General features: G+C 68.4%; 17 protein-coding genes. 9 read left to right on the top strand and 8 right to left on the bottom strand.

Annotation, left to right across the window (positions count from 1 at the left end; genetic code table 11):
* Position 1: 1 nt before the first annotated feature.
* Positions 2-1,288, bottom strand: coding sequence for an MFS transporter (locus ASG73_RS00315; RefSeq protein ID WP_055989159.1), 1,287 nt, complete (start codon positions 1,286-1,288; stop codon positions 2-4).
* 103 nt (positions 1,289-1,391) lie between these two features.
* Between ASG73_RS00315 and ASG73_RS00310 the strand changes: the two genes are divergently transcribed.
* The 4 genes from ASG73_RS00310 to ASG73_RS00295 all read left to right on the top strand — a co-directional run bounded on the left by ASG73_RS00310 (position 1,392) and on the right by ASG73_RS00295 (position 4,932).
* Positions 1,392-2,000: a TetR/AcrR family transcriptional regulator gene (locus ASG73_RS00310; RefSeq protein ID WP_055989156.1), complete on the top strand. Its 609-nt coding sequence runs from the start codon at positions 1,392-1,394 to the stop codon at positions 1,998-2,000.
* Between the two features lie 104 nt (positions 2,001-2,104).
* Complete coding sequence (locus ASG73_RS00305) at positions 2,105-3,394, top strand: sensor histidine kinase (RefSeq protein ID WP_055989153.1); 1,290 nt, start codon at positions 2,105-2,107, stop codon at positions 3,392-3,394.
* Positions 3,391-4,071 carry a response regulator gene (locus ASG73_RS00300; RefSeq protein WP_055989150.1) on the top strand — a complete coding sequence of 227 codons (681 nt, stop codon included), beginning with the start codon at positions 3,391-3,393 and terminating at the stop codon, positions 4,069-4,071. The genes ASG73_RS00305 and ASG73_RS00300 overlap by 4 nt, the downstream gene beginning before the upstream one ends.
* Positions 4,072-4,074: 3 nt before the next feature.
* A complete protein-coding gene (locus ASG73_RS00295) occupies positions 4,075-4,932 on the top strand; it encodes a hypothetical protein (RefSeq protein ID WP_055989147.1) in 858 nt (285 codons plus the stop codon).
* Positions 4,933-5,061: 129 nt separating this feature from the next.
* On the opposite strand, the gene ASG73_RS00290 is transcribed toward ASG73_RS00295, so the two are convergent.
* A complete protein-coding gene (locus ASG73_RS00290) occupies positions 5,062-5,922 on the bottom strand; it encodes an Fpg/Nei family DNA glycosylase (protein WP_055989144.1) in 861 nt (286 codons plus the stop codon).
* The gene (locus ASG73_RS00285; protein WP_055989141.1) at positions 5,915-6,991 is read right to left on the bottom strand and encodes an App1 family protein; all 1,077 of its coding nucleotides are present in this window, start codon (positions 6,989-6,991) and stop codon (positions 5,915-5,917) included. The genes ASG73_RS00290 and ASG73_RS00285 overlap by 8 nt, the downstream gene beginning before the upstream one ends.
* A gap of 118 nt (positions 6,992-7,109) precedes the next feature.
* Here ASG73_RS00285 and ASG73_RS00280 point away from each other — a divergent pair, with 118 nt between their 5' ends.
* Entirely contained in the window at positions 7,110-8,285 is a 1,176-nt protein-coding gene (locus tag ASG73_RS00280) for a hypothetical protein (protein ID WP_235499314.1), read from the top strand.
* 7 nt (positions 8,286-8,292) lie between these two features.
* On the opposite strand, the gene ASG73_RS00275 is transcribed toward ASG73_RS00280, so the two are convergent.
* From ASG73_RS00275 to ASG73_RS00260, 4 genes are read right to left on the bottom strand one after another with little or no spacing between them, the layout of a single operon-like run.
* Positions 8,293-8,613, bottom strand: coding sequence for a putative quinol monooxygenase (locus ASG73_RS00275; protein WP_055989135.1), 321 nt, complete (start codon positions 8,611-8,613; stop codon positions 8,293-8,295).
* Positions 8,614-8,656: 43 nt separating this feature from the next.
* Positions 8,657-9,013 (bottom strand): ArsC/Spx/MgsR family protein, encoded by a 357-nt coding sequence (locus ASG73_RS00270; protein ID WP_055989132.1) that lies wholly within the window; start codon positions 9,011-9,013, stop codon positions 8,657-8,659.
* A gap of 10 nt (positions 9,014-9,023) precedes the next feature.
* Positions 9,024-9,935, bottom strand: coding sequence for an exodeoxyribonuclease III (locus tag ASG73_RS00265; RefSeq protein WP_055989129.1), 912 nt, complete (start codon positions 9,933-9,935; stop codon positions 9,024-9,026).
* A 19-nt stretch (positions 9,936-9,954) separates the two neighbouring features.
* Positions 9,955-10,269, bottom strand: coding sequence for a GNAT family N-acetyltransferase (locus ASG73_RS00260; protein ID WP_055989126.1), 315 nt, complete (start codon positions 10,267-10,269; stop codon positions 9,955-9,957).
* Between the two features lie 233 nt (positions 10,270-10,502).
* Between ASG73_RS00260 and gdhA the strand changes: the two genes are divergently transcribed.
* Both gdhA and ASG73_RS00250 read left to right on the top strand, forming a co-directional pair.
* Positions 10,503-11,858, top strand: a complete 1,356-nt coding sequence (gene gdhA, locus ASG73_RS00255; RefSeq protein ID WP_055989123.1) for an NADP-specific glutamate dehydrogenase — start codon at positions 10,503-10,505, stop codon at positions 11,856-11,858.
* Positions 11,859-12,117: 259 nt separating this feature from the next.
* Positions 12,118-13,566, top strand: coding sequence for a hypothetical protein (locus tag ASG73_RS00250; protein WP_156466066.1), 1,449 nt, complete (start codon positions 12,118-12,120; stop codon positions 13,564-13,566).
* Here the strand turns inward: ASG73_RS00250 and dcm are convergent, their stop codons facing one another.
* Positions 13,567-14,979, bottom strand: a complete 1,413-nt coding sequence (gene dcm / locus ASG73_RS00245) for a DNA (cytosine-5-)-methyltransferase (RefSeq protein WP_055989117.1) — start codon at positions 14,977-14,979, stop codon at positions 13,567-13,569.
* 474 nt (positions 14,980-15,453) lie between these two features.
* Here dcm and ASG73_RS17710 point away from each other — a divergent pair, with 474 nt between their 5' ends.
* Both ASG73_RS17710 and ASG73_RS00235 read left to right on the top strand, forming a co-directional pair.
* Positions 15,454-16,443: a hypothetical protein gene (locus ASG73_RS17710; protein ID WP_156466065.1), complete on the top strand. Its 990-nt coding sequence runs from the start codon at positions 15,454-15,456 to the stop codon at positions 16,441-16,443.
* Positions 16,444-17,682: 1,239 nt separating this feature from the next.
* Positions 17,683-19,206: a DEAD/DEAH box helicase gene (locus ASG73_RS00235; protein WP_055989111.1), complete on the top strand. Its 1,524-nt coding sequence runs from the start codon at positions 17,683-17,685 to the stop codon at positions 19,204-19,206.
* Positions 19,207-19,279: the final 73 nt, after the last annotated feature.

The raw sequence follows: 19,279 nt of genomic DNA, 5'->3' as shown, positions 1-19,279 counted from the left end.
GTCATCGCACGGATCGGATCGGGAGGATCGCCAGGGAGCCGATCACCGAGATGACGATCCCCAAGGGGAAGATCGCGCCGTATCCGATGGTGCTCACCACGGTCCCGGCGACTGCTGCCGCCAGGGCGCTCGGCAGTGAGGCGGCGATGTTGAGGACACCCAGGTACTGACCGTTGCCGTCGGCGTCCGGGAGGATCTCGGTGAGCAGGGCCTGGTCGACCGCGAGGTACATGCCGAAGCCGCACCCCGCGAGCAGGGCGTAGATCACGAAGCCGGTGGTCGTGGGCAGGACCCACGGGGCGACGAGCGAGGCGGCGATGAGGAGCCCGGCCGCCACGGCGAGCGGCTTGCGTCGTCCCATCCGGTCGCTGAGGGGGCCCGCGACGACGGTGCTGGCCAAGGTGGTGGCCAGAGCGCACAGGGCGAGCAGGGGGAGGACCTCGACGGCCTCGTCCCCGAGCCCGACGTAGTCCTGCAGCAGGAAGAGCTGGAAGGTGTTGACGAGGTAGAAGCCCATGAGCGTCATGAGGCGGCCGACGAAGCCGAAGGCGAAGTCCGGGTGCTGTCGTGGGTCGACCCAGAAGCTGCCGAGGATCATCGACCACGGCACCGGCTGCCGTGGCAGGTGCCGGGTGTCGTGGTCCGGGTTGCGCAGGACGAGGCCGCAGCCGGCGATGACGACGATGGCGCCCAGGAGGCAGTACGCGGCGAAGGGGGCCATGGCCAGCTGTGCGGCGAGCACCTGTCCTCCGAGGACGCCGAACATGACACCGAGGCCGCCCACGGCGGAGAAGGTCCCGCGGACGCCGCGCGGGACGCGGTCAGGCATGATCGCCAGCTGCGGGCCCATGTAGATGTGCACGGCCGCCCAGGCCAGCGAGTACACGATGACGACACCGACGAGACTCGTGACCCCGCCGAGCACGACGAGCGCCACCGCGGTTCCCGCGGCACCCCCGAGGATCCACGGTGCGCGGCGTCCGCGCCGGCTGCGGGTCCGGTCGGAGAGCATCCCGGCGATCGGCTGCGACAGCATCCCCGCCACCGCGCCGAGCGACGACGCCAGCGCCAGGTTCGCCGCCTTGTTGTCGGGGTCCAGCGACTGGACCTGGAGCGGCAGCAGCACGCTGTTGACTGCTCCGACGGTGAGCCAGATGCCGAGCGTCGACAGGCCGTACCAGAGGAGCAGCCGGCGCAGCGCGCCCGTGACCCTGACGCGCTCGGTGCTCTCCGGGTCGTGACCCTCGGGGCTGAGTCCGGGGGTGGCGACGGCGTTGGCTGCAGACATGGGCCGATCCTTCCGCTCAGTGACGTGGCCCACACGCTAGTCCCAAAACCATCCAGATGGAAGGTTTTTACATGACGGACTGATCGATAGGTACTGTCCAAGGGTGTCTGCAGCCAATCGCAAGCCCCGGGGTGTCTATGCCAAGACCGCGGCGCGACGACAGGAGATCGTCGCGGCCGCCGTCACCGTCTTCTCGACATCGGGGTACCGCAACGGCTCGCTGCGTGACGTGGCCGAGCGTGCGGGGCTGACCCACGCCGGCGTGATGCACCACTTCCCCACCAAGGTGGACCTCCTGCGGGCCGTCCTCACCTGGCGCGACCAGGACGCCCTGCAGCGGTTGGACGCCGCGCACCTGCAGGGCCTCGACGTGATCCGTGCGTGGCTGGAGGAGGTCGGCCGCAATCCCGACACCCCCGAGCTGGTCGACCTGCACGTGACCCTGTCGGCCGAGGGGACCTCGCCCGACCACCCTCTGCACGACTACTTCGTGGGCCGGTACGAGCGGGTCGTGGACCTGCTCGAAGAAGCCCTCGACGTCGCCGCGACGCACGGGGAGGTGCGCTCGGGCACCAGCAGTCGTCAAGCGGCCCGGATGCTCGTGGCGGCGACCGACGGCCTGCAGGTGCAGTGGCTCCTGGACCGTCAGTCCGTCGACATGGCAGCGGTGCTGCGGGAGCACGTCGCCTCCTTCATCACCGTCCCCCTCTAGCCGCTCCTACGCCTGACCACCGGGGACGAAGGGGGGACATCCCCCCTTCGAGATGGGGGAGTGCAGGGCAGACCGCGGGCCCGTGTCTCCGTAGGTTTGGTCTCGTGACCACCCAGACCCTCTCCCCGCCGTTGGAGCGGACCAGCCTGCCGCGACGTTGGCTCGCCGGCTGGGGCAGCGTGCTGCTCCTCGCGACGAGCACGCTCACCGCCTTCGCCGCGATGCTCCTCATCACCTTCGTGATCGCCGCGCTGGCGCTCGTCAGCGCCGGCGGCGTCGGCCTCGTCCTGCTCGTGCCGCTGCTGTGGCTGTGCGGTGTCATCGGCCACGCCGAGCGGCACCGCGTCGTCGCGCTGACCGGCCGCAGGGTCGACCCGCCGCCGCGTCGCGTGCAGCCACTGTGGCGGCGCCTGCTCCTCGACCAGCACTCCTGGCGCAGCACGGCCTATCTCGCGCTGCACGCCATGTGGGGCACCGTCATCGGGTGGCTGACCCTCGCCGTCCTCGCCCAGGCCCTGCTCGTCCTCGGTGTCCCGCTGCTCGGCAGCCGGCTCCCCGACGACGGCATCTCGATCTTCGGCATCCTGCGCGTCGACGGCACCCTTGAGCTGGCGTCCGCCTGGACGATCGCCCTCGTGACGCTGCTGCTCATGCCCGTCGTGGCGAGCCTGCTCACCTCGGTTGACGTCATGCTCGCCCGCTGGCTCCTCGGCCGGGACGAGCGCAAGGTCGTCGCCCACCTCGCCGCCCGCGTCGACACCCTCACCGACTCCCGCCGCGAGGCCGTCGACTCGGTCGAGGCGGAGCGTCGCCGCATCGAGCGCGACCTGCACGACGGTCCGCAGCAGCGCATGGTGTCCATCGCGATGACGCTCGGCATGGCCAAGGAGGCCATCCGTCACGACCCCGAGGGCGCGGCCCAGCTCGTCGACGAGGCCCACCGCTCGGCCAAGGAGGCGATCGTCGAGATGCGCCACGTCGCTCGCGGCATCGTCCCGCCGATCCTCGCCGACCGCGGTCTCGAGGCGGCGCTGCCGGCCCTGGCCGCACGCTCGGCCGTCCCGGTCTCCGTCGACGTCCAGGACGTCGGTCGCCTCGACCCGACGACCGAGGCGATCGCCTACTTCGTCGTCAGCGAGGCCCTGACCAATGTCGCCAAGCACTCCGGCGCCCAGCACGCCGAGGTCGTCGTCACCACCGACGCCGAGCGGCTCACCGCGGTCGTCACCGACGACGGGCGCGGAGGCGCCGACCCCACGCTCGGGACCGGCCTGACCGGACTGCGCCAGCGGGTCACCGCCGTCGACGGCACGCTCGAGGTGGCCTCCCCCGACGGGGGACCGACCACGCTGACCGCGACCCTCCCCCTTCGCACCGGACGGAGCCTGCGATGACCGACCCGACCCAGACCGAGAGCCCCACCAAGGTGGTCCTCGCCGAGGACTCCGTGCTGCTGCGCGACGGCATCGTGCGCCTGCTGACGTCCGCCGGCTTCGACGTCGCGGCCGCCTGCCCCGACGGCGAGAGCTTCATCGCGGCCGTCGACGAGCACCGGCCCGACCTCGTCGTGGTCGACGTGCGGATGCCCCCGACCTTCACCTCCGAAGGCATCGTCGCGGCGCTCGCCGTCCGCGAGCGGCACCCCGACATCGCCGTGATGGTCCTCTCCCAGTACGTCGAGGAGCAGTACGCGACTGAGCTCGTCGCGGCCAGGTCGAAGGGGGTGGGTTACCTCCTCAAGGACCGCGTCGCCGACACGAGCGACTTCATCGCCGCACTGCGTGATGTGGCTACTGGCGGGACCGTGCTCGACCCCGAGGTCGTCACCCAGCTGCTCACCCGCGCGCGCAACGTCGACCCGCTCGCCGCGCTCACCCCCCGCGAGCGGGATGTCCTCGGCCTGATGGCCCAGGGACGCACCAACTCCGCGATCGGCAAGGAGCTCTACGTCTCCGACGGGGCCGTGGAGAAGCACGTGACCTCGATCTTCACCAAGCTCGACCTGCCCCCGGCCGACGGCGACCACCGACGGGTGCTCGCCGTGCTCCGCTGGCTCGACCAGGAGGACTGACCGATGTCCACGACACCCATGACCCAGTGGCCGCCGCGACCGGGCGAGCCCACCGACCCCGATCTGCGCGACCGCTATCGCACCGACGCCTCCCGTGAGCGGGAGAGCCGCCGCGCCGCCGCGGTGCAGGAGACGGCGACGACCCCGCCGTCGCGGACGCCCGTCGGCCCGATCCGGGTCATCGCGCTCCTCGTGACGCTCGCTCTGCTCCTCGTCGCCGGACTCAGCCTCGTCGGGCCGATGCTCAAGCAGTCGCAGACGCGGGAGCAGCCCATCACGGCCGACGGGGCGGTGCGCTTCTCCGGTGACGTGGGCGATGTGCGCTTCCGCGCGGCGGAGGCGGGCGAGCGACCCCACGCGGTCATCACGAGCACCTGGGGGCTGGGCAAGCCGACGAGCAGCGTGCGCACCTCCGGCGGGGCGACCCGGCTGACCTCCTCCTGCTCGCGTCCGAGCCTGGGCACCGTGTGCCGGGTCGACTGGCTCGTCATCGTGCCGGCCGACACCGACCTGACGATCGAGCACGGCGTCGGCGCGGTCTCGCTCGAGGGCACGACCGGCGACATCGACCTCCAGGTCGGCGCCGGCGACGTGACCATCACCGAGTCCGAGGGCGACACCGTCAGCGCCGACATCGGTGTGGGCGCGATCGACTACGAGGCGGTCGAACCCCCGAGCACCGTCGACGTGCGCGTCGGCGTCGGTGAGGCCACGGTGCGGGTGCCCGGCACCGAGGGCTACCGGGTCAACACCTCGGGTGGCGCGTCCGATGTCATCAACAACATCGGCAACGACAGCAGCTCCTCGCGTCGCATCACGGTCGAGAGCGGTGTCGGGTCGGTCCGGATCGACCCGAGCTGACCCCCTTCGCCGCGGGCCGGGTCCTGCCGGCTCCGCGGAGGTGCCCATTCGAAGGAGGACCGCGACCTGTGGGTCGCGGTCCTTCTTCGAGTCAACGGACTCGGCGTCCGGTGCTACTTCAAGGCTGCGTCACTTCAGGAACTTGCTCGTGCGGCGGTCGGCCAGCGGCTTGCCGCCGGTCTGGCAGGTCGCGCAGTACTGCAGCGACCGGTCGGCGAAGCTCACCTCACGCACGACGTCGCCGCACGCCGGGCACTCCTCACCGGTGCGGCCGTGCACGCGCATCCCGGATCGTTTGGCGTCCTTGAGCTGGGCGGCGGGTTTGCCGGATGCGGCAGCGATCGCCTCGACCAGGGTCGAGCGCAGGGCCGTGTGGAGGGTGTCGACCTCCTGCTCGGTGAGCGATGAGGCGAGGGCGAAGGGGGACAACCGCGCCGCGTGCAGCACCTCGTCGGAGTAGGCATTGCCGACCCCCGCGATGAGCGACTGGTCGCGCAGCACCCCCTTGATCTGCATCTTGCGGTCGGCGAGCAGCGCACCGAAGGCTTCGCGGTCGAGCTCGTCGGAGAGCGGGTCGGGCCCGAGCCGGGTGATGCCGGGGACCTCCTGGAGGTCGCGGACGAGGTAGGCGGCCAGGCTCTTCTTGGTGCCCGCCTCGGTCACGTCGAATCCGGACCCGTCGACGAGGCGCACCCGCAGGGCGATGGGTGACTTGCCCGGGCGCAGCACGGTCCGCGGCAGCTCGTCCGACCAGCGGATCCACCCGGCGCGAGCGAGGTGGATCACCAGGTGCGTTCCGTCGCAGTCGATGTCGATGAACTTGCCGTGCCGGTGGACCCCGTCGACCGGGGCGCCCTCGAGTGCCTGCGGCGGTGGGTCGAAGGTCTTGAGCACGGAGAAGGAGGCGAGCTCGAGACGCTCGATCGCCAGGCCGGAGAGGCGCTCGCCGAGGAAGTCGACGAGTCCCTGCACCTCCGGCATCTCAGGCACTGGGGGCTCCGCTCGTGGTGGACCCGAGGGCCTTGCGCATCTGCTCGATCATCGTCCAGCCGTCCTCGGCCCGACAGATCGGCAGCTCGACACCGACGTGCTGCTCGTAGTCGTCGGTGGCGATCGGGGTGAAGTGGCTCAGCAGCTGCTCGGTGGCGGTGAGCACCCTGATCCCGATGGCGCGCACGCGGTCGGGACGCTGCTCGGCGAACTCGCCGTAGAGGCTCGGGTCGTGCTGGCCGTCGTCGCCGATGAGCACCCAGCGGATCTCGGGGAGCTCGCGCGCCAGCCGGTGCAGGCAGGCGCGCTTGTGGTCCTGCCCCGAGCGGAACCAGCCGGTGTGCGTGGGGCCCCACTCGGTCATCAGGGTCGGGCCGAGCGGGTACCCGGCTCGCCGCATGAATCGGGTGAGGGGCGGCACGGCGTTCCACGCCCCGGTCGAGACGTAGATGATCGGCGCCCCGGGGTGCTGGGCGAGCAGCTCGCGGTACATCGTCGCCATGCCGGGCACCGCGCGTCGGGTGCCCTCGTGCCGGAAGAAGGTGTTGTACGCCGCGATCATCGGCCGGGGCATCGTCGTGGTGATGATCGTGTCGTCGATGTCGGAGACGATGCCGAAGGTCTGGTCCGCAGCGACGATGAAGACGGCGGCAGTGGTGTCGGCCGCCCGCGGGGAGAGGATGTGCACGTCGTGCCACCCCGGCTCGAGGCCGTGGTCGGTGATCGTCAGGTCGAGCATGCCCGATCGGTTGGCGCGAGTGCGGAACTCGCGATCCCCGATGCTCACGGTGACCGGCTCGCCAGCAGCCGGGGTGGTGAAGAAGCCCCGCCAGCCGCGGCGCTCGTGGTCGGCGGTGCGCAGCTCGAGCCAGGACGCGCGGGCGTCGGCGGCAGCGGGCGCGTAGGGCCGGCGGGTCATGAGGACCCGGCCGAGGACGCGCACCCGCTCGACACTGCCGTAGCCGGTGTAGGTGAGCACGCGCGTGCCCCATCCTCGGCGTCGCATGGCCCCGGCGACCTGCCGGTGCCACGAGTCCTCGAGGATCGCGGCTGCATGTGGTCGCGACATGCTGTCGAGCCTAGTGCTCCCCACGCGATGAGCAGAGGGGAGTGGATGACCCTCTCGTGGCCGGTCCTGCTCTGGCAGAGTGTGGCCGGGCGAAGGGAGGGCCGCACCGGTGGCAGACGTGGGCACGCGCACGATCGAGCTCGTGACGATGGGATGCACCTGGGTCCTCGACGTCAGCGACCTCGACGACGCCCAGGCGGAGGCGATGGTGCAGCGCTGGCAGCGGTGCGTCGCGCTGACGAGTGCCCCGGACACCGTGCGGCTCGACGAGGACCCGGTGCGGGTGCGCGTCTACCAGGGTGACGCACCCACGGACCGCGAGCCGGGCGTGCTCATCGCGGGAGCCGCGACCGCGGACCGCGTGCCCTACGCGCTCTCCCGCGAGATCACCCGCGCCGGCCTGACGCGGCTGCGCGGCCGGGTGACCCTGCTGCACGCCGCCGCACTCGCTGACCCGGACGGTCGCGCGCTCGCGCTCGTCGCCCCCTCTGGCGGGGGCAAGTCGACCGCGACGCGGATGCTGGGGACCCGGCTCGGCTACATCTCCGACGAGTCGGTCATCCTCCTGCCGGACGGCCGGATCGCGCCGCACCCCAAGCCCCCTTCGCTCGTCATCGACCCGGCCGACCGGTTCCACAAGGAGGAGCTCGGACCCGATGCCCTCGGTCTGGGGCCGACTCCGTCGGCGCCACGACTGACGGCGCTGCTCACCCTCAGCCGCGACCCGGAGGCCGCCGCCCCGGCCATCGAGGAGGTCGGGCTCATCGAGCAGGTGCTCGCGGTCATCCCCGAGACCTCGTCGACGTGGTGGCTCGACGACGGTCTGGACCGGCTCGCGCGCGCGGTCACCGCCGGCGGGCCCCCCTCGACGCTGCGCTACGCCGAGATCGACACCTGCCACGAGCTGGTGCGGGACCATCTGCAGCGTGCGGCGCCGACCGAGCCGACGTGGGAGCACCTGCCGGCGACCGGAGCCGACCGGCTGCCCGCTGACGCCGTCTCCTTCAGCGAGGACCTCGACGGGGTCTCGATCGAGGACGGCGACCTGCTCGCGCGGGCGCCGTGGTCGGACGCGATCGCCTGCGACGGTGAGGTGCTCGTGATGGTCGGGGCACGCCCCCTTCGCCTCGCCGGTCCGGGAGCGGTGGTCTGGCGCGCGGCCGCGGACCCGATGACCCTCGACCAGCTCGCGGCACGGGTGGTGGCACAGCTCGGTGAGCACCCGCAGGCGCTCGACCTGGTGCGCACCGCCGCCACCCAGCTCCTCGGGCACGGGGTGCTGCGGCGCGCCTGATCGGTGGTCAGCCGACCTGGAGCTCGCCCATCTCGTCCCAGCCGGATCCCTCGACGGTGCGGCTGATGATGCGCGGGGTCTCGGCGAGCGCGGGGCGCATGGCCTCCAGGCCCTTGGCGAAGTGGTCGCTGGTGACGTGCGCTTCGCCGGCGTCGTCCTGGAAGGCCTCGACGAGCACCCACTCGTCGTCGGTGTCCAGGCTCATCGACCACTCGAAGAAGAGGTTGCCCGGCTCGGCGAGGGTGGCCTGGGTGAACTCGTCCACGATCTCGGGCCACTGCTCGGTGTACTCGGGCTTGGTGCGGTACTTCACGACGATGAGGATCATGACCTCACGCTAGCCGCCTCCCGCTCGGCAGGCCACGGGGTCCTCAGCCGGCGAGGAAGGCGGCGACCCGGTCCTTGGGGCGACCGATGATCGCGGCCTCGCCCTTGACGATGACGGGGCGCTGCATGAGCCGGGGGTGCTCGACGAGGACCGCGACGATCTGGTCGACGGTCGCGACATCGGCGTCGGTGAGGCCCTGCTCCTTGAAGAAGGAGTCCCGGCGCACCAGATCGGTCGGCTCGTCCTCGAGCTTGCCGATGAGATCGCGCAGGGCGGCCTCGTCGAGCGGCTCCTTGAGGTACTGGCGGACCTCGGCCTGCGCACCGGTCGCGTCGAGGGTCTCGATCGCGGCGCGGGAGGTCGAGCACTTCGGGTTGTGCAGCACGGTGACATCGCTCATGTGGGCCACGTTAGTCGGCATAGTCCACGACGACGGCCGCGTGATCGCTGACTCGCTCGGGTCCGCTGGCCGGGCGGTCGGTGCCGGCCGTGACGGCCCGCCTGGCCAGGCCGGGGGTCGCCAGGTGGTAGTCGATCCGCCAGCCGGTGTCCCGGTCGAAGGCGCCGCCCATCCACGACCACCACGAGTACGGCCCATCTGCCTCCGGGTGCACGGAGCGCACGACGTCGACGAGCGTGCGCGGGGAGACGATCGTGCCGAACCACTCGCGCTCCTCGGGCAGGAAGCCCTCGGCCTTGTTGCTCGTGCGCCAGTTGGTGAGGTCCTGCCTGGTGTGCGCGACGTTGAGGTCACCGAGGAGGAGGAACTCGCGACCAGCGGCCTTGGCCGCCTTGCGGGAGCGGTCGAGCTGCCGGGCGAAGGAGGCGAGGAAGCCCATCTTGCGCTGGTACTTCACCCCACCGTCGGGGGTCTCACGACCGCCGGGCTTCTGCAGGCGGGCGGGCAGGCCCCCCTTCGGCAGGTAGAGGGAGGCCACGGTCACGGGAGAGTCCGCGAGATCGACCTCGATGTAGCGACCTTCCGAGGCGAAGGGGGTGAGCCCGCGCGCCATCGTGCCGGCGGGGGAGAGCTCGGTGTGCAGGTGCTCCTCGTCGGGAGCTCGCATGAGGACCTCGCCGTCCCAGGTGCGCACGGCGGCCGGGCGGGTGCGGGTGAGGACGGCGACGCCGTTGCGGCCGGCGAGGTGACCGGGCTCGTAGGCGAGGTGGTAGTCGCCGAAGACCCCGGTGGGCAGCGCGGCAGCGGGACAACGGACCTCTTGGAGGGCGACGACATCGGGCGCGCGCTCGGCGAGCCAGGCCTCGAAGCCCCTGCGCTGTGCTGCTCGGATGCCGTTGACGTTGAAGGTGGCGATGCGCATCGGTGTGGCTGGGCTCGGCTCAGGCGTTGATGGCCGCGAGGTCCGCGGGCGTCACCGGTGAGGTGATGTCGGCGTGCTCGGGGTGCTTGGTCAGCCACTTCTTGACATACGGGCAGACCGCGACGAGGGTCAGGCCCTCCTCGCGGGTGGCCGTGACGGCCTCCTCGACGACGATGCCGGCCAGGCCCTGCCCGCCGAACTCCTCGCCGATCTCGGTGTGGAAGAAGACCCGACGCCCGTCGTGGTCGACGAACTGGGCGAAACCGGCCACCTTGTCGTCGCTGGTGACCTCGAAGCGGTCGGGATTGCTCTGACGGCTCACGGAGTTGCTCATGTCACAACCATCCCACGGCCCCCCGACGGCGATCCCTGAGGAGGTCGCGCAGCGACCGTTGCACGGCCCCTGAGGAGGTCGCGCAGCGACCGTTGCACGATCCCTGAGGAGGTCGCGCAGCGACCGTCTCGAAGGGTGTGACTCCCTTCTCATCTGCAGGACGCACACGTCCTCACAGCGTTCGCGCGGTTACCGTGAGCGCCATACGTTGCCCCCTCTACGACGGAGAACGCATGTCCACCACCGCACTGCACCCGAACTTCCAGGCCCATTTTGACGAGGTCATCGCCCGCAACCCCGGCGAAAACGAGTTCCACCAGGCGGTGTACGAGGTCATGCAGTCCCTGTCGCCGATTGCCGGCCGCGTGGACGAGTACGCACAGTGGTCGATCCTGAAGCGCATCTGCGAGCCGGAGCGCCAGATCATCTTCCGCGTCCCGTGGACGACCGACACCGGTGATGTCGAGATCAACCGTGGCTTCCGCGTCGAGTTCAACTCCGCGCTCGGCCCGTACAAGGGCGGCCTGCGCTTCCACCCCAGCGTCAACCTGTCGATCATCAAGTTCCTCGGCTTCGAGCAGGTCTTCAAGAACTCGCTGACCGGCATGCCGATCGGTGGAGGCAAGGGCGGCTCCGACTTCGACCCCAAGGGCAAGTCCGACACCGAGATCATGCGTTTTTGCCAGTCCTTCATGACCGAGCTGTACCGCCACATCGGTGAGTACACCGACGTGCCGGCCGGCGACATCGGCGTCGGTGGCCGCGAGCTCGGCTACCTGTTTGGCCAGTACAAGCGGATCACCAACAGCTGGGAGGCGGGCGTCCTCACCGGCAAGGGCCTGTCCTGGGGCGGGTCGCAGGTGCGCACCGAGGCGACCGGCTACGGCACCGTCTTCTTCACGCAGGAGATGCTCGCTGTCCGCAACGAGTCCCTCGATGGCAAGAAGGTCGTCGTCTCCGGGTCCGGCAATGTCGCGATCTACGCGGTCGAGAAGATCCACCAGCTCGGTGGCACCGTCGTCGCCGTCTCCGACTCCGGCGGCTACGTCGTCGACGAGGGCGGCATCGACGTTGGCCTCCTCCGGGAGATCAAGGAGGTGCAGCGCGCGCGCCTCACCGACTACGCCGAGGCGAAGGGGGGATCGGCCCGCCACGTCGCTGGCGGCACCATCTGGGACGTGCCGTGCGACGTCGCCCTGCCGTGCGCGACGCAGAATGAGCTCTCCGCCGACCACGCCGCGACCTTGATCAAGAACGGCGTCCAGCTCGTCGCCGAGGGCGCCAACATGCCGTGCGTCCCGGAGGCAATCGACGCCTTCCGCGAGGCCAAGGTCCTCTACGCACCGGGGAAGGCCTCCAATGCCGGGGGTGTTGCCACCTCCGCCCTGGAGATGCAACAAAACGCCAGCCGCGACTCCTGGGGCTTCGAGGAGACCGAGCTGCGTCTCGAGGAGATCATGCGGGACATCCACCGCAACTGCATCGAGACCGCCGAGGAGTTCGACACCCCCGGTGACTACGTCGCCGGCGCCAACCTCGCGGGCTACATCAAGGTCGCCGACGCGATGGTGGCGCAGGGCGTCATCTGATCTACTGACCGGCCCCGCTCCCTGAGGTGGGCTGACCGGCCCCGCTCCCTGAGGAGGTCGCGCAGCGACCGTCTCGAAGGGCGGGGCTTCGTCATGCCCGGCCCCGCTCCCTGAGGAGGTCGCGTAGCGACCGTCTCGAAGGGGCGCACGAACTGTGGCTGGCCGCACCTGGTGTGGTCAGCCAGCTCGTGCTGCTGCTGGGGATACGAAGTGCGGCTGACTGGCCCCTTGTGGCCTGCTCCTCTGGTTCAGTAGGGCCATGGATGCTGGGGACCAGGGGCAATTCTTCCTTCCGGCCGCGACGATGGCCGAGGCGATCGCACGTGTCTACTCGCTGACCGGCGCTGTGCCACGCGGTACCCGAGGGGAGAAGGGGGCGATCCTCGCCCTGCGTGACGTGCTCGGTCTCGAGACGGATATCGCCGACACCAACTCTCGGACCGGGGCGCTCATCGCATTCTCCTTGGGAGTGGAATGGCTGCCGTCGTACGAGGAGCGCAACAAGGTCAACCTCGACGGGATGAATGCTCTTCTTGAGGGAGCCGCAGAGGCTTACCGCCTGGGATCTTTCGCGCGGCTCGCAGCTCGTCGACCCGCAGGCCTCGACGACCCGAAGTGGTCTGCATTCGAGCCGGCAGCCTCGAAGATCGAGGCGGTCAACCGGATCAGTCAGCTGACCGGATCTGGTCCAGAGCGGCTCGGCCCTGGAAGCAAGGAGCAGAAGAGTGTCCTGATCAACCTGTCCACCAATCTCGTGCCGCACCTCGACACACGGCTCACGAAGACAAAGCTGGGCAAGGCGCTTGCTGAGTTCTTCGGGGCTCCGTGGACGGATCAGTGCGAGTCGACGGGCGAGACCATCTCCCTCACTGGCCTGAACACCTTGCTGGCTGGCGCCGAGCTGCGCCTGGGCAGGCTCGGCATCGCCCGAGCGATGCTCCTAGGGACTCCCGAGCAGGAAGGTAAAGCGCTGGCCGCGGCGCTCGTCGATGGTTGGCGAGCGACGACGGACGAAGGCGGCCGTCGGCGCGTGCTGTGGGACGGGCGCGAGTCCATCGCGTGGATGGAGAAGCAGGGCCTCACGCGCGGACCGAACGACAACGAGTGGCAGGGCTTCTACTACGAGGCGAAGGGGCGCGAGCTGCTCAACGCGGCCTTCACGCCCAATCCGAACCCTCCTCGCATTTCCTACGGCCGCACGGACTTCGACTACTCCCTCCAGTTCGTCTGGGACCTCAAGGCGCATACAGAGATGTGGCGCACGCCTTCCACGGGCGCGGTCACCAGGGGGCAGAGCGCTGCTCCGCTCAACGATCAAGTGGCTATGAGCCAGTGCATCGGCGAGCAGGGTCTTGGGTTTCTGATGGTGGGCGGCGTGGGCATCGAGGACGAGGACGGGTCGTTCGTGGCCTGGCAGCGTGAGCAGAAGAAGGCGAAGGGGGTGAAGTCGAAGCCGTCGAACTCCGGCAGGTCGCGACGACGCAAGGCCGGCTTCGAGCCGCAGCACGTCGAGGCCTTCTTCTTCCACGACCGTGAGGCGCTCACGGGAGCGTTGCTGGCCGGTCAGCTCACAGGCTTCAACCAAGGTCTGCAGGCCCCCGATGCAGAAGGCGAGCAGGGGCGTGCTCGGCGACCCAAGTTCAACCTGTCCGTGGGCAAGGCTCGAGGCAGTGATCTTGCTGTCGCACGCTTTGAGTGGCCGGCCTGACTAGCTCGCCTGGGGGCGTTCTTCACCCTCGTCCAAGTACTCGAACGCCTTCGTCGACAGAGCATCGCCAGCAGGGTTGAGGTCTGCGCCGAGCACTGCCTTGACGAGTGCCTTGGGCAGGTCTGCAGCGTCGCGTTCTACGTGGGTCCTGAAGACGTGCCAGGCAGCGCCGACCGCGACGCCGTTGCCCACCTGCTTGTACGAAGCCGAGTCGCGCTGGGGCCCGAAGGTGAAGGAGCGGGGCAGCCCCTGCAGCCGCGCGGCCTCGTGCGGGGTGAGTCGCCGTCTCCGAGGTCCGTAGATGGAGGTCTGGGTGATCGCGACGAGCGCGGGGAGGTAGGTCGCAGCCTTCGCCCGGATCCCAGAGGGGCGGAAATGCATGATCGTGTCCCACAGGGAGGGGGTGTCCTGGGCCTGCCACTCGAGCTTGCGTCGTGAGGTCGGGAAGTCCTTGAATTCTGGGTGGTCCTTGCGCCAGGCGTCGATGACGCGCTTGTTGCTGTCGTAGAACGCCGCATTCTTGATCAGGATCTGGCGCTTCCAGGCAGGTAGGGCGTCCATCTCGAGCGGGTCGAGGGTGTGCTCAGGCACCCACGCGTCTGACCAGAGAGGAAAGCCGGGAAGTCGACGTCCGGTCGAGGACCACATCCGCTGGACGAGGTCGTCCCAGACGTTCACCCAGGCCGTCTCCTCCGCGCTGAGCCGGTAGCGACCGAGGTCATCTATGGCAGCGTCCTCGTCAAGGACCCACTCGCTTTGCCAGTCGGTGGCCTGCCAGTCCTCTACGGGCGCCCGACGCACTGTGGGCGCGGTTTCCTCGCCAGCGGCTAGCTCTGCAGCAACCCGCTCCGGTCCGATGTAGGTGCCGAGGATGAAGACGCGGTCGCGAACCTGGGGGGTTCCCCCCAGGTGAGGCGGCAGGAAGTGGGGAGAGAAGACCGTGGGTGTGTCGGAGACGCGGTACCCGATCTCTCGCAGTGTGCGGATGATCGTCTCCCACTCATGACGGTGGCGGGGGCCTGCGATGTTTCGGACATTTTCGAGCAGGACGACCGAAGGAGTCCGCTCCTCGAGGATGCGTGCGATGTTCCAGAAGAGCGTCCCCCGGGCCTCGTCCATGCCGCGCTGGTAGCCAGATTTGGAGAAGGGCTGGCAGGGAAAGCCGGCAGCAAGGACCTGGTGCTTCGGGACGCCGACGGGCAGATCGTCTGGGGTGTCGAGGGTGATGTCCGTGTTGACTACGGGGCGCGCGCGCTCTGGCAGCGGGTCGATCCAGTTGCGGGAGTAGGTCTCCCGGGCTTCGCGGTCGATCTCGGAGACGTAGACGCACTGGCCCCCGGCATGGTCGAGCATCGCGTGGAACCCCCCGATGCCGGCGAAGAGGTCGGCGTACTCAAATGGGGGGCGGTTCATACTCTCCAACTTAGCTGTCACATCAGCTATGTCAAGCCTCGCTGAGTGCTGGTCGGGCAGCGGCATGGATGATCGTAGGTCGATCGACAGGGCTGCCTGTTGCATGGGGCCTCCCATCAAGTGCACGGCTGGACCGTCAGGCGAAGAATCTCTGGACTGGCAGCGACTCCACCAGCAGCCACTGACAACGCCCACCACCCGACGTGGGTCGGGCTCGCAGGATCCTGGTTGACGCCGTAGCCGACGCGTGTGCCCCAACGCCTCTTCATCCGCGGCCAAGGAGTTCAGGCTGTGCTGGGGTTGAACGGTGGCACCCCGTGTCTTCGGTAGGCGCAGGATCTGCCTTCACCGGCAGATCCCAGAGGCCCACCCTGATATATTCGACCAGTGAGTTCCGTTGACGCTCAGGCGGTTGTGCCCCTTCCGCTAGCCGATCTTCGGCTAGATCCCGACAATCCGCGACTCCCTCCAGATTTGGACCTCGGCCTGAGTGATCAGCGAGCTCTTGCGATATTTATTAACAAGCATTTCGACCCACTCAGAATTGCAGAGTCAATCGAAGAACACCGTTTCTTCGAGAGTGAGCCACTGATTGCCGTGGCTCGGGGCGACGTTTACGTCGTCATTGAGGGCAATCGGCGATTAACCGCACTCATGGGCCTGTCGGACTCCCGGCTTCGTGAAGAGTTCGCTATCGAGAATCACCGGTGGGCGGCGCTTGAGGGGGGTGGAGTTCCCCAGATGATACCTGTCCTCTTGGTGTCTCAGCCGAAAGACGTGGCTGCACTATTGGGGTACCGCCACATTTCTGGTATTGAACCGTGGGACCCCTACGCACAAGCTCGGTTTATCGCTCAGTTGGTGAATCGTGACGGAAATTCATTGGATGAAGTCGCCGACCTGGTCGGGCGTAAGAGGACAGAAATTGCCTCTAAGTATCGTGACTATGAGGTTTTGCGCCAAGCGGATGAAATGGGGTTGGATACCCGCCGAGTTCGCGATGCCTTTGGTGTGTTCAACAATGCTATGGGGCGTCCTGCCATCAGGAAGCATATTGGGGCGCCGGATCCGCGCGATGTAGATACAGAATTTTGGCCACTTGCCGACGATGCTGAGGGCAGCCTCGCCGAACTATTCACGCTGATATTCGGCGATAGGCGCGGTGAGGGGCGAGTTATTGCAGACTCAAGGCAACTCGGCGACTTGGCAAAGGTTTTCGCTGACGAAAGCGGCCGGGCTCTGGCCGTGCTGCGAGAGACGCTGGACCTAGTTGAGGCGCTTGAGTCGACTCAGGATATAGACCAGCAGTTTGCCCGCATGATTAATCGCTCCCTCCGTCAAGCGACGAGGGCTGTGCGCCTTGAGCCCTCGGCCGTCGATGACGCGACTCTCGTCGCGATCTCTGATTTGCAGGGCGTGGCGCAAATACTTGCTGAGCTGTATCCCCAGGGTGGCGAGCGATGACGTGGGTGGAGCCGCCGTCAGACTTTGATCCGTACGCGATGGCCGAATTTATTGAGTGTGAGTTGCTCGCGTCAGAAGACGAGCACCTTTCGCAAAGTGAGTTGAGTGGGATGTTTGCCGTGGGGCGACAGCCAGCGGATGAGGATTTTGCGTTCGCATTCGCCGAGATCGAGCGGCGAGGGAGGGAGTTTGGTAAGCATTACCCCTTCTCGCTTGACGGCCGAGGTGTCCGCATAGACAGGGCTGGAGAGTTTCAACTGTACGCCCTCCTTCTCCTTCTTTCGATGCGTGGGACCGAGTTTCGCAGGGCGGCCCGGTATGGCGATGCAGACTCACTGTTTGATGCTGTGGTTCGCGAAGCCTTCAGGGCGCACCAAGGCGCTAGGGCTAAGGCCCTTATTTTTGCTTGGCCCCCTAGGTCGGGGCGTCCAACAGACTTTCCGAAGGCTGTCTCTTGGGCGGCTGAGCAGATGGGAGTTTCTCTGCGGAACTTCGATTCGATACCTAGTCATTACCAAGATGCCGGGGTCGACGTAATTGTTTGGAAGCCTTTTACGGATTCTCGCACTGGCTTTCCAATTTTTCTTGTACAGAACACCATAAAGCAAGATTTTAGAATGAAGCCTCGCGACGTTTCTGCTGTGCGGTGGCATACTTGGCTAGCCGTGGGGGCGCAACCAAGTGTGGGCTTCGCTATACCCTTCGTCGTTCCTTTAGGTGACAATTGGTGGCATGACATTACAAATGAAGTATCGGTCACCATGGACAGGGGTAGGTTGCTGGAGTCGTTGGGGGGCGGTGACCCTAGAGTGTGGCCTGAGTGGTCGGACTTGTTGGAATTCGTGGAGAGTCAGATCGGGGATTTGCGATCTCTGCCAAGCGGGTCAGCCGCAAGCGTGAAGGCTGCAAAGCGGCGACGGAAGAGTCCGGAGAAGCGTCACTCGGTTTCGTGATCATCTGCGCTGGAGATGAACAGTCAGGCAAAGGAGCGCCCTGTCCCGTGGGCGCCCTCCGTTGAGTGCTGATGGGACTGAGCAGCCGCGCCTAGATGCTGCTGGGCAGTGTGGTCAAGGCCCCCCCCTTCGCCCGCTACACTTGACGAAGCAGCCGCCCAGTTCTGCAGTGCGCTGCTTCTCTTTTTGCAACGATGCCATCGCGCCGCGATACCCCTGCCTTCCGCAGGACGGACCCGCGCCGGGCAGAACCGAAGCATCATGACTCCGTCTGGAGCACCCCTTCGTGACCACCTCTTTCGCCGAGCTCGGCGTGCCGTCCCCCCTCGTCTCCATCCTGGAGAAGGACGGGATCACCGTCCCCACCCCGATCCAGGAAGCGACGCTTCCGGACTCCCTCGCCGGCCGTGACGTGCTCGGCCGTGGCCGTACCGGCTCGGGCAAGACCTACGCCTTCTGCCTGCCGCTGGTCGCTCGCCTCGCCGCGAGCGGTCGCAGCCGTCAGTCCAAGCGTCCCCGCGCGCTGATCCTCGCTCCGACCCGCGAGCTCGCGATCCAGCTCGACGACGCGCTCGCCCCGCTCGCCGCTGCCTACGGCATGCGCACCCGCACCGTCTTCGGTGGCGTCGGTCAGGGCCCCCAGGTCCAGGCCATCGGCAAGGGCGTCGACGTCGTCGTCGCCTGCCCCGGTCGCCTCGAGGACCTGATGAACCAGGGCCACATCGACCTCAGCTCCGTCGAGATCACCATCCTCGACGAGGCCGACCACATGGCTGACCTCGGCTTCCTGCCGGTCGTCAAGCGCATCCTCGACAAGACGCCCCGCGGCAGCCAGCGGATGCTCTTCTCCGCCACGCTCGACGGCGCGATCAACCAGATCGTCAAGCGTTACCTCGAGTCGCCGGTCACCCACGAGGCCGACTCGGCGCAGTCGCCGGTCGCCAAGATGACCCACCACGTGCTGCACATCCACGTCAACGACCACCTGCCGGTCCTCACCGACCTGGTCGCGGCCCCCGGACGCAAGGTCGTCTTCACCCGCACCAAGCACCGCGCCAAGAAGATGGCCCGCCAGCTCAATGCCGCCGGTGTCCCCGCGGTGGAGCTGCACGGCAACCTCAGCCAGAATGCGCGGACCCGCACGATGGAGGCCTTCCACTCCGGCACCGCGTCGACGCTCGTCGCGACCGACATCGCTGCCCGTGGCATCCACGTCGACGACGTCTCCCTCGTCATCCACGCCGACCCGCCGGTCGAGCACAAGGCCTACCTCCACCGCTCCGGTCGCACCGCGCGCGCCGGCGCCGAGGGCACGGTCGTCACGCTCATGACCGACGAGCAGGTCCGCGACGTCAAGGACCTCACCCGCAAGGCCGGCATCAAGCCGACCACCACCCGCGTCAACGTCGGGCACGAGCTCCTCGCGGAGCTGGCTCCCGGTGAGCGCGCCTACCCCGGCGCCTTCGTCCACGAGGGCGTTGCCCAGCAGGGCAACGGCGGCGGCTCGAAGGGCGGTTCCCGCGGCGGTGGTCGTGGCGGCCAGTCCCGTGGTGACCAGGGTGGCCGCAACGGCGGCGGCCAGGGCGGCTCACCGCGCGGTGAGCGTGGCGGCGCCGGTCGTAATCGCAACGGCGGCGGCTCCGGCGGCGGTCAGTCCCGTGGTGGCTCCGGCGGCGGTCAGTCGCGCGGCGCCTCGGGCGGCCAGCGTCGCTCCGGTGGCGGCCAAGGCGGCGGCTCCGGTCGTCAGGGTGGCTCGCGCGGCGGCAGCGTCGTGGCCTTCAGCTCCAGCAGCTCGGGTCGCAACCGCTGACCCCAGCCGCACCACCTGTCAGTCGAAGACACCCCGCGCGTTGCGACGCGCGGGGTGTCTTTGTGCCAACTGA

Source organism: Janibacter sp. Soil728 (assembly GCF_001428305.1).
Taxonomy (GTDB): Bacteria; Actinomycetota; Actinomycetes; order Actinomycetales; family Dermatophilaceae; genus Janibacter.
This window is presented reverse-complemented; position numbering and strand designations above follow the sequence as displayed.

Coding starts and splice junctions, on each gene's coding strand:
- ASG73_RS00315 (WP_055989159.1), bottom strand. CDS start 1,288: ATGTCTGCAGCCAACGCCGTCGCCACCCCCGGACTCAGCCCCGAGGGT.
- ASG73_RS00300 (WP_055989150.1), top strand. CDS start 3,391: ATGACCGACCCGACCCAGACCGAGAGCCCCACCAAGGTGGTCCTCGCC.
- ASG73_RS00295 (WP_055989147.1), top strand. CDS start 4,075: ATGTCCACGACACCCATGACCCAGTGGCCGCCGCGACCGGGCGAGCCC.
- ASG73_RS00285 (WP_055989141.1), bottom strand. CDS start 6,991: ATGTCGCGACCACATGCAGCCGCGATCCTCGAGGACTCGTGGCACCGG.
- ASG73_RS00275 (WP_055989135.1), bottom strand. CDS start 8,613: ATGATCCTCATCGTCGTGAAGTACCGCACCAAGCCCGAGTACACCGAG.
- ASG73_RS00270 (WP_055989132.1), bottom strand. CDS start 9,013: ATGAGCGATGTCACCGTGCTGCACAACCCGAAGTGCTCGACCTCCCGC.
- ASG73_RS00265 (WP_055989129.1), bottom strand. CDS start 9,935: ATGCGCATCGCCACCTTCAACGTCAACGGCATCCGAGCAGCACAGCGC.
- ASG73_RS00260 (WP_055989126.1), bottom strand. CDS start 10,269: ATGAGCAACTCCGTGAGCCGTCAGAGCAATCCCGACCGCTTCGAGGTC.
- gdhA (WP_055989123.1), top strand. CDS start 10,503: ATGTCCACCACCGCACTGCACCCGAACTTCCAGGCCCATTTTGACGAG.
- ASG73_RS00250 (WP_156466066.1), top strand. CDS start 12,118: ATGGATGCTGGGGACCAGGGGCAATTCTTCCTTCCGGCCGCGACGATG.
- dcm (WP_055989117.1), bottom strand. CDS start 14,979: ATGAACCGCCCCCCATTTGAGTACGCCGACCTCTTCGCCGGCATCGGG.